The following is a 9,975-nucleotide window of genomic DNA, read 5'->3' as shown; positions in this document are numbered from 1 at the left end:
TACGGAGGTATACCCAAGTCTGGCTGAAGGGATCGGTCTTGAAAACCGACAGGCGGGTAACACCGCGCGGGGGTTCGAATCCCTCTACCTCCTCCATAGTTTTTTATTAATATTGTCGCGGGGTGGAGCAGTCCGGTAGCTCGTCGGGCTCATAACCCGAAGGTCGCAGGTTCAAATCCTGCCCCCGCAATCTGGTCCCGTGGTGTAGCGGTTAACATGCCTGCCTGTCACGCAGGAGATCGCCGGTTCGATCCCGGTCGGGACCGCCATTTTTATTTTTTAGATACACTATTATAGTGGCTCAGTAGCTCAGTCGGTAGAGCAAGTTGCTCACGTCATCGAATTAGCTTCTGCGGCAACTTGCGAGAAAGACCGAAGGTCATTCGAGCAAAGGACCTAAACTAGTAAAAGTTTAGGATAAAATATTATAGTGGCTCAGTAGCTCAGTCGGTAGAGCAAAGGACTGAAAATCCTTGTGTCGGCGGTTCGATTCCGTCCTGAGCCACCTTATTTAATTTAATTAATTATATGATTGAGATATGGCGATTGTGGCGAAGTGGTTAACGCATCGGATTGTGGTTCCGACATTCGTGGGTTCGATTCCCATCAGTCGCCCCTTTTCTTAATATGCGGGTGTAGTTTACTGGTAAAACCTCAGCCTTCCAAGCTGATGTAGTGGGTTCGATTCCCATCACCCGCTCCATATATGGGCCTATAGCTCAGCTGGTTAGAGCGCACGCCTGATAAGCGTGAGGTCGGTGGTTCGAGTCCACTTAGGCCCATTTTTTATATTATTCCGCAGTAGCTCAGTGGTAGAGCACTCGGCTGTTAACCGAGCGGTCGTAGGTTCGAATCCTACCTGCGGAGCCATTATGGGGAAGTACTCAAGAGGCTGAAGAGGCGCCCCTGCTAAGGGTGTAGGTCGGGTAACCGGCGCGAGGGTTCAAATCCCTCCTTCTCCGCCATAAGGCCCCTTGGTCAAGCGGTTAAGACACCGCCCTTTCACGGCGGTAACACGGGTTCGAATCCCGTAGGGGTCATAAGGAAAGCTGTTAGCAATTGTGCTAACAGCTTTTTTTGTTCTTAAAATTTTTTCCTCCAGAGGAACCAGGTGTTCTCTTCCAACTTGTCTGCTTTTTTCCAAGATGTTGTTTAAACAATACAGCAGGCTGCACGCACTATCAAAACAGAGTACATAGAAGCGACGATTATGGATTTATGCCAGGGTAAAGGATTGAAAAGGAAAAACTGATCACTTTAGGGGAGATATGTGCTCGGTTGCTTGGTGAAAGAGAAAAACGGGTCACAAAAGGAAGAGGTATGTTCCCGGTATGTTCCCGGTTTCTGGGTGAAAGAGAAAAACGGAGCACATAAAGAAGAGATATGTTCCCGGTTATAGGGTGAAGGAGAAAAACGGAGCAGATAAAGAAGAGATATGTTCCCGGTTATAGGCAGTAATAAAAAACGAGGCACATATCGAGAGATATATTCCCGGTTTTAGGAAGAAAGAGAAAAACGGTCACATAAACTAGTGACGAGTGATGTGTTCCTCCAATATCCGAGCCAATGAGAATTCAACCGCATAAACTTCGTAAAAAACAGATCATACAATCAACCTCAATGGCTTTACACGACCACTTAATAGTATTGCTGTATTCAGTAGGAAGTCTACGTAACCCCCCTCAGTCCTAATCACTATTCCATCATTTCCATATGAAAACGCTATCAACTGAAAAATATTTTTAATCACCATCTCTTTGCCAAACCTAATAAATTCAACCAACCCTCTCAAAAAATCATTATTCACTTTCAACTTTCGTTCTCCAAATTTCGCGTAATTGGAAGATTTAGTACATTAAAGCGCTACCATTTTCGGGCTTTTGTCGAATTACCCGCTTTACTAAGTATTATTGTCGAAAAATTAAGAAAATGTTTACAAGGAATTCTTTATGGTAACTAGAATACTACTCAAATAGGAAGTTTTATTCGTTTTTACAAAGGCAGGTGGAGGGCATTGGTGATAAATCCAACAGAGTTTGAATTGCATCTGTTCCATGAAGGGAATTTGTATCAGAGTCATAATTTATTTGGTGCGCATGTCATGAATCGAGGAACCGAAACATATACTCGATTTTGTGTGTGGGCTCCAAATGCGCTTGAAGTAAAGCTTGTTGGTGATTTTAATCATTGGTATGGAGAGAATCATAAGTTTCATAAAGTGAATAAGGAAGGTGTCTGGCAGCTTGCCTTAGAGGGTGATCTGACTGGGGCTATTTATAAATATGAGATTTTGACAGCTGGCGGGGGTAAGAAGCTTAAAGCTGATCCGTTTGCTTTCTTCTCGGAAGTGAGGCCAAATACCGCTTCGGTTGTTTATTCCCTTGATGGGTACAAATGGGGTGATCAGAAGTGGCTGCAAAAGAGGGAGGGGCGGCGCACGCTCGATGAGCCAGTGTTCATCTATGAACTGCATGTGGGTTCCTGGAAAAAGCATGATGATGGATCGTTCCTTACATATCGTGAGCTTGCAGATGAGCTGATTCCTTATATTCTTTCACATGGATACACACATATTGAGCTATTGCCTTTAACTGAGCATCCGCTCGACATGTCCTGGGGCTATCAATCCACAGGTTATTTTTCTGTTACAAGCCGTTATGGAACACCACATGAATTTATGTATTTCGTGGATATGTGTCATCAAAACGGGATCGGGGTTATCCTTGACTGGATTCCTGGCCATTTTTGCAAGGATGCCCATGGGCTGTACCAATTTGATGGCGGTTATGTTTTTGAATACCAGCGTGAGAGTGACCGGGAGAACCTGGTTTGGGGAACTGCCAATTTTGACTTGGGAAAAACAGAGGTCCAGAGCTTCCTGATCTCGAGTGCGATTTTCTGGCTGGAGAAATATCATATTGATGGCTTCAGGGTCGATGCGGTTGCGAACATCATTTATTGGCCTAATTCAGTCAATGCAGCCAATCCGTACGGGGTGGAGTTTTTAAAGAAGCTGAATAAAGCAGTGAGAGAGTTTGAACCTGGAGCTTTGATGGTCGCGGAGGATTCGACCGACTGGCCGCAGGTGACGGCTCCAGTGGAGTATAGCGGGCTAGGTTTTACATACAAGTGGAACATGGGGTGGATGAACGACACATTGAAGTATATGGAGGAAGAAAGCCATAACAGGAAGCATATACATGATAAGGTTACGTTCTCCCTGCTTTATGCTTTTTCAGAGAATTTTGTGCTGCCTTTTTCACATGATGAAGTGGTGCATGGAAAGAAATCTCTTCTTGACAAGATGCCAGGCGATTACTGGCAAAAATTTGCGCAGCTGCGGCTATTGCTTGGATTCATGGTCGCGCATCCCGGAAAGAAGCTGACGTTCATGGGAACCGAATTCGGCCAGTTTTCGGAGTGGAAGGACAAAGAACAGCTTGACTGGAATCTGTTCGGTTATGAAATGCATGAAAAATTGAACCATTACACAAAAGAGCTGATCAAACTCTATAAGCGTTCAAAGCCACTGTATGAGATTGACCAGAGCTATGAAGGTTTTGAGTGGATTGACGCGGATAATCGTGACCAGTCGGTTTTCTCTTTTATCCGTAAAGGGCAGAATCCGGAAGATCTGCTTGTCATCGTCTGCAATTTTACCGAGAAAGTTTACCGTGACTATCGGATTGGTGTCCCGAAGCCCGGGGAATATCGGGAAATTTTAAATAGCGATGCCGAGGTTTTCGGGGGTTCAGGCGTGTTGAATAAAAAAGTGCGAAAAGCAAAGGAAATAGCTTTCCATGGAAGGCCATATTCTATAGAGATGAGTATTTCTCCATTCGGAATCTCAGTTTTACGTCCTGTTATTAAAAGAAAGGGGAGAAACAATCATGCAAAAGAAGAAATGCGTGGCAATGCTATTGGCAGGAGGAAAAGGAAGCCGTCTGCACTCACTGACAAAGAATCTCGCTAAACCAGCTGTCCCTTTTGGCGGCAAGTATCGAATCATCGACTTTCCATTAAGTAACTGCACAAACTCGGGCATCCATACAGTCGGTGTATTGACGCAGTATCAGCCGTTATTGCTTAACTCCTATATCGGGATAGGCAGTGCATGGGACCTCGACAGAAAGGATGGCGGTGTGACGGTGCTCCCGCCTTATGCTGAGAGTTCCGAGGTTAAATGGTATTCAGGCACGGCAAGTGCGATTTTTCAGAACCTGAATTATCTTGATCAGTATGATCCTGAATATGTTTTGATTCTTTCGGGTGACCATATTTATAAAATGAATTATGAATTGATGCTCAACTATCATGTTGAAAAAGGGGCTGATGTGACCATTTCGGTCATAGAGGTGCCTTGGGAAGAAACCAATCGTTTCGGGATCATGAATACGGATTCTGAGCTGAGAATTACTGAATTTGAAGAAAAACCGGATGTCGCTAAAAATAATCTGGCTTCGATGGGAATTTATATTTTTAAATGGAGTGTTTTAAGGGAATATCTGATAAGAGATGACCAGAACCCGGAATCCAGCCATGATTTTGGCAAGGATATCATTCCGCTGCTGATCGAGGAAAATATGAAGTTATTTGCCTATCCTTTTAAAGGTTACTGGAAGGATGTTGGTACTGTTCAGAGCCTGTGGGAAGCGAATATGGATTTATTGGATAAGGATTGTGAACTGAACCTATTTGATCAGTCATGGCGGATCTATTCCGTGAACCCGAATCAGCCGCCGCAATATATTTGCCCAGAGGGGGAAGTTTCGGAATCCCTTGTCAATGAGGGCTGCAAGATTGAAGGAGAAGTTTCCAAAACGGTCGTATTCCAGGGTGTGACGGTTAAAAAAGGAGCGGTTGTCAAGGAAACGGTCATTATGCCAGATGCTGTCATCGGCCATAATTGCGTGATTGAGAAGGCGATTGTGTCGCCAGGCGTATATGTCCCTGATGGTACAATTATCAGGCCAGATGGTAGCTGCAATGAAATTACATTAGTATCGGAAGAAACAATTGGTGAATTGCAATCCAATTGAGCCGACTTCGGGAGGAAATAGAAATGAACAAACGATTATTGGGAGTAATAGATGCGACAACCGTTCACGAAGATCTCCAGGAACTGTCCCTGCATCGGTCGGTGGCGGCGATTCCCTTTGGCGGGCGATACAGGCTGATAGATTTTATCCTTTCAAACATGGTTAATTCGGGAATCGAGAGCGTGGCGATTTTTCCGAAATACCAGTACCGGTCGCTGATGGACCATTTAGGTTCAGGCAGGAATTGGGACCTCAACCGAAAAAGGGATGGATTGTTTTTCTTCCCTGCATCTAATCTGAATAAAAATTATACGGGAATCGGAACATTGGATCACTTTGCCGATAACATTGATTATTTTGAACGCAGTACGCAGGATTATGCGCTGATAGCGAATTCCTATACGGTTTTCAATATGGATTTCCAGCCGTTGCTTGACTGGCATATCGAATCCGGTTGTGACATTACAGAAGTACAGAAGAATGGAAGGTCGCTAGGAATTTACCTTGTGAAAAAAACTCTGCTGATGGATTTGATCATGACAAGGAATGAAACTGGATACTCGAATATGAGGGATGCTGCCAGGGATACCAGCAGTCAGTTCCAGCTTTGTTATTACGACTATGAAGGCTATGCAGTGATGGTGGATACCATCGCTAAATATTTCAGTGTGAGCATGGATTTGCTGAAGCCTGAGGTTTGGAAGGAGTTATTCCCTAAAGAACGCCCTATTTTAACAAAGGTGAAAGATGAGCCTCCAACCCGCTATGATGTGGATGCATCGGTCCGCAATTCAATGGTCGCCAATGGCGGGATGATTGAGGGGACGGTTGAAAACAGCATCATCGGAAGAGGTGTTAAAATCGGGAAGGGTACAGTGATCCGCAATTGTATCATCATTCAAAAGACACAGATTAAGGAGAATTGTATATTGGACTCTGTAATAGTAGATAAGGATGCAAGAATCGAGGCAGGAACCGTGATTACAGCGCCAGCAGACTCGCCAGCTGTCATCCGTAAAGGGGCAGTACAGGGAGTGGGGAGCAGCTCGTGAAGGTATTATTCGCAGTATCGGAATGTGTTCCTTTCATCAAGTCAGGAGGCCTGGCAGATGTTGCGGGATCACTTCCGAAGGAACTGAAAAAATTAGGAACGGATGTCAGGGTGATTTTACCGAAATACGGATTGATTCCTGAGAAATTCCGCTCTGAAATGAAGAAAGTGAAAGAGTTTACTGTGCAATTGGGTTGGCGCTCGCAATATTGCGGCATTGAAGCTCTTGAACATGATGGTGTCACCTTCTACTTTGTGGACAATGAATATTACTTCAAGCGGGATAGCCTTTATGGGCATTATGATGATGGGGAGCGTTTTTCCTTTTTTAGCAGAGCGGTGCTCGAGTTCATCGCCGAAAGCGAGTTTTATCCTGACGTGATCCATTGCCATGACTGGCATACCGGAATGATTCCTTTCTTGCTGCGGACAGAGTATTATAAGCGTCCGGGTTATGGATTGATCCGGTCGGTATTCACGATTCATAATCTCCAATTCCAGGGGATTTTCCCTCGGGAAGTGCTGGGTGACCTGCTGCAGATTGACAGTTCTTATTTCAATGAGGAACAGCTGGAATTTTACGGGATGGCCAATTTCATGAAAGCCGCATTGATTTCATCAGATTATATCACAACCGTCAGCCCTACTTACAAAGACGAAATCCAGACTGAGTATTTTGGTGAAAAACTAGATGGAATCCTGAGAAAAAGAAATGAGGATCTTTCCGGGATCGTAAACGGGATCGATCATGATGCTTATGACCCTGAAAGCGATCCTGGCCTGGCCGCCAATTTCGGGGTATGGGGACTAGAAAGAAGAGTGATCAACAAACTGCAGGTACAGCGAAGCTTTGGCCTGTCGGTTAATGATGATGTTCCGGTTGTTGCGATGATCACAAGGCTGACGAAACAAAAAGGCCTTGATTTGGTCAGGGAAGTCTTCCATGAAATCATGGCAACGGGAGTGCAGCTTGTTGTTCTTGGCACCGGTGACCCTGAGTTTGAGCAGTTCTTCAGGGAAATGGCTGCGGAATATCCTGACCAATGTGGCGTATATATCGGCTTTGATGAGAATCTGGCACATCAGGTTTATGCAGGATCCGATTTATTTTTGATGCCATCAAAGTTCGAGCCATGCGGATTGAGCCAGATGATTGCGATGCGCTATGGATCGATCCCGATTGTCAGGGAGACGGGCGGGCTGAACGATACGGTACAGCCATATAATGAATTCACCGGAGAGGGCAATGGTTTTACTTTTGCCAATTTCAATGCCCATGACATGCTCTTTACGATTGAACGGTCACTCTCATTTTACCGTAAGCGTGAAAAATGGCTGAAGCTGATGGCACAGGCAATGGAAACAGATTATAGCTGGGCGCAGTCCGCAAGACAGTACAAAGACTTGTATTCCGATCTCATCTCAAGGAGTGAATCGCATGTTTTCTAGTGTTCCCAAATTCAAAACCGCTTTCTTGAAAAAACTCGAGATGATGTTTGGAACCAGCTTTGAAGAAAGCTCGAGCCGGGAGCAATTCCAGACTCTCGGGCATATGATCAGGGAGCATGTGAGTTCTGATTGGATCAAAACGAATGAATTATATCGTGCTGGCGTGAAAAAGCAGGTGTATTACCTGTCGATCGAATTCTTGCTTGGGCGGCTGCTCAGGCACAATCTGATCAATTTGGGTGTTGAAGAGGTTGTGTGCAAGGGGCTCTGGGAACTGGGGATCGAGCTTGATCAGTTGGAGGAAATCGAGGCGGATGCCGGTCTTGGCAATGGAGGACTTGGCCGTCTTGCCGCCTGTTTCCTCGATTCACTTGCTTCGCTTGATTTTCCTGGACATGGCTGCGGAATCCGCTACAAGCATGGCTTGTTTGAGCAGAAGATCGTTGATGGCTACCAGGTTGAACTTCCGGAGCAATGGCTGAGGCACGGCCATGTCTGGGAGGTACGCAAGACGGATGATGCAGTGGAAGTACCTTTTTGGGGAGAGATTGAGAGCAGAATGGAAAATGGCCGGCTCGTTTTCAGACATCTGAACGCGGAGACCATCATGGCTGTTCCTTACGATCTTCCTGTCATCGGGTACCAGACTCAGACGGTAAATACCCTTCGTCTTTGGAATGCTGAGCCATCGAGATTTCCTGCAAATGCAGATATTTTCAAATATAAGAAGGATACCGAGTCGGTTTCAGAGTTTTTATACCCGGACGATACCCATGATGAAGGGAAAATACTTCGGCTAAAGCAGCAATATTTCCTTGTCTCAGCGAGCCTGAAGGCGATTGTGAAGTCTTTTAAAAAGAAGAATAAGAGCTTGCTAGAATTCCATGACTATGTGAGCATCCATATCAATGATACACACCCTGCGATAGCGGTCCCCGAATTGATGAGGATCCTGATGGATGAAGAGGGACTAGGCTGGGAAGATGCGTGGCATATTACTGTCCAGACACTTTCCTATACAAACCATACGACCCTGGCAGAGGCGCTTGAACGCTGGCCAATCAGGATATTCCAGCCGCTGCTGCCGCGTATATACATGATCGTCGAAGAGATAAACGAGCGTTTCTGTAAAGTGGTATGGGAGCAATATCCTGACGATTGGGGCAGGGTTGAATCCATGGCAATCATTGCCCATGGCGAGGTCAGGATGGCCCCGCTTGCGATTGTCGGCAGTCACAGCATTAATGGAGTGGCGAAGCTCCATACGGATATCTTAAAAAATCGGGAAATGAACTTGTTTTATCAATTCTATCCAGAGCGATTCAATAACAAGACAAATGGCATCACTCATAGGCGCTGGCTGCTGAAGGCAAACCCTGGATTGTCCGGGTTGATTACCGATGCAATTGGGCCTGAGTGGGTAGGGGCACCGAATAAACTGGAGGAATTGATGCGTTACAAGGAGGATGCAGCCTTCCTGGAAAAACTGCATGACATCAAGCAAGAGAATAAGGAACGGCTTGCAAGGCGGATTTTGGATAAAACAGGGATTGAGGTCGACACAGAATCAATTTTTGATGTCCAGGTAAAAAGGCTCCACGCCTATAAGCGGCAGTTGTTGAATGTGCTGCACATCATGCATCTGTATAATGCGTTGAAAAAAGATCCGGAAGCGCTGTTGTATCCACGGACATTCATTTTTGGCGCCAAGGCTTCACCTGGGTATTATTTTGCCAAGAAGGTCATAAAACTCATTAACAGTGTTGCTGATAAGGTGAACAATGACCCTGTGACGAATGATAAGCTGAAGGTCATTTTCCTCGAAAATTATCGTGTGTCCCTGGCCGAGGAAATTTTTCCGGCAGCGGATATCAGTGAGCAGATATCAACAGCGAGTAAGGAAGCTTCAGGGACAGGAAATATGAAATTCATGATGAACGGGGCTTTGACACTGGGCACACTTGATGGAGCCAATGTCGAGATCACGGAAATGGTTGGCAGGGAGAACATTTTCCTGTTCGGATTGAGTGCAGAGGAAGTGCTGGATTACCAGCATAACGGAGGCTATCATTCGCTGGAGTACTACCACCATGATGAACGGATCCGGGAAGTCGTTGACCAGCTGGTTAATGGATTCTTCCCTGATACAGAAAACCATTTTAATGAAATCTATGATTCCCTGCTGGGGCATAATGACCAGTATTTTTTGCTTAGGGACTTTGCTTCCTATGCTAAGGCACACGGGGAAGTCAGCCGGAAATATTTAAACCGTGGCGATTGGCTGCAGATGAGCCTGGTCAATATCGCCAAATCCGGATATTTCTCCAGCGACAGGACCATAAGGGAATATGCGGATGAAATCTGGAAAGTCCAGTCTGCTTTGAAACTATAGAATAAGGCCAAACCGATGACGGTTTGGCCATTTCTTGTTTTCTC

At 45.4% G+C, this 9,975-nt stretch carries 5 protein-coding genes and 10 tRNA genes; all 15 read left to right on the top strand.

Going from position 1 to position 9,975, the window contains the following annotated elements; all coding sequences use genetic code 11:
- Positions 1-3 precede the first annotated feature (3 nt).
- Positions 4-96: transfer RNA gene (locus QNH36_RS19035), tRNA-Ser, on the top strand.
- Positions 97-116: 20 nt separating this feature from the next.
- A tRNA-Met gene (locus QNH36_RS19030) sits at positions 117-190 on the top strand.
- Positions 191-193: 3 nt separating this feature from the next.
- Positions 194-269, top strand: a tRNA-Asp gene (locus QNH36_RS19025).
- Between the two features lie 163 nt (positions 270-432).
- A tRNA-Phe gene (locus QNH36_RS19020) sits at positions 433-505 on the top strand.
- A gap of 37 nt (positions 506-542) precedes the next feature.
- Positions 543-615 (top strand) — tRNA-His (locus QNH36_RS19015).
- A gap of 14 nt (positions 616-629) precedes the next feature.
- Positions 630-703: transfer RNA gene (locus QNH36_RS19010), tRNA-Gly, on the top strand.
- Between the two features lie 5 nt (positions 704-708).
- A tRNA-Ile gene (locus QNH36_RS19005) sits at positions 709-782 on the top strand.
- Positions 783-795: 13 nt separating this feature from the next.
- A tRNA-Asn gene (locus tag QNH36_RS19000) sits at positions 796-870 on the top strand.
- A gap of 4 nt (positions 871-874) precedes the next feature.
- Positions 875-965: transfer RNA gene (locus QNH36_RS18995), tRNA-Ser, on the top strand.
- A gap of 3 nt (positions 966-968) precedes the next feature.
- Positions 969-1,040, top strand: a tRNA-Glu gene (locus tag QNH36_RS18990).
- Positions 1,041-2,014: 974 nt separating this feature from the next.
- The gene (gene glgB / locus QNH36_RS18985; RefSeq protein ID WP_283903984.1) at positions 2,015-3,973 is read left to right on the top strand and encodes a 1,4-alpha-glucan branching protein GlgB; all 1,959 of its coding nucleotides are present in this window, start codon (positions 2,015-2,017) and stop codon (positions 3,971-3,973) included.
- A complete protein-coding gene (locus tag QNH36_RS18980) occupies positions 3,891-5,039 on the top strand; it encodes a glucose-1-phosphate adenylyltransferase (protein WP_283903983.1) in 1,149 nt (382 codons plus the stop codon). Before glgB ends, QNH36_RS18980 begins: the two co-directional genes overlap by 83 nt.
- A gap of 23 nt (positions 5,040-5,062) precedes the next feature.
- Positions 5,063-6,091, top strand: a complete 1,029-nt coding sequence (locus QNH36_RS18975; RefSeq protein WP_283903982.1) for a GlgC family sugar phosphate nucleotidyltransferase — start codon at positions 5,063-5,065, stop codon at positions 6,089-6,091.
- Positions 6,088-7,539: a glycogen synthase GlgA gene (gene glgA / locus QNH36_RS18970; RefSeq protein ID WP_283903981.1), complete on the top strand. Its 1,452-nt coding sequence runs from the start codon at positions 6,088-6,090 to the stop codon at positions 7,537-7,539. The genes QNH36_RS18975 and glgA overlap by 4 nt, the downstream gene beginning before the upstream one ends.
- Positions 7,529-9,931, top strand: a complete 2,403-nt coding sequence (locus QNH36_RS18965; protein ID WP_283903980.1) for a glycogen/starch/alpha-glucan phosphorylase — start codon at positions 7,529-7,531, stop codon at positions 9,929-9,931. Before glgA ends, QNH36_RS18965 begins: the two co-directional genes overlap by 11 nt.
- Positions 9,932-9,975: the final 44 nt, after the last annotated feature.

The sequence above is a fragment of the Mesobacillus sp. AQ2 genome, assembly GCF_030122805.1.
Taxonomy (GTDB): Bacteria; Bacillota; Bacilli; order Bacillales; family Cytobacillaceae; genus Mesobacillus; species Mesobacillus oceanisediminis_A.
The sequence above is the reverse complement of the archived record's forward strand: the minus strand, read 5'-3'. Positions and strand labels throughout refer to the sequence as shown.

Coding starts and splice junctions, on each gene's coding strand:
- QNH36_RS18975 (WP_283903982.1), top strand. CDS start 5,063: ATGAACAAACGATTATTGGGAGTAATAGATGCGACAACCGTTCACGAA.
- QNH36_RS18965 (WP_283903980.1), top strand. CDS start 7,529: ATGTTTTCTAGTGTTCCCAAATTCAAAACCGCTTTCTTGAAAAAACTC.
- QNH36_RS18980 (WP_283903983.1), top strand. CDS start 3,891: ATGCAAAAGAAGAAATGCGTGGCAATGCTATTGGCAGGAGGAAAAGGA.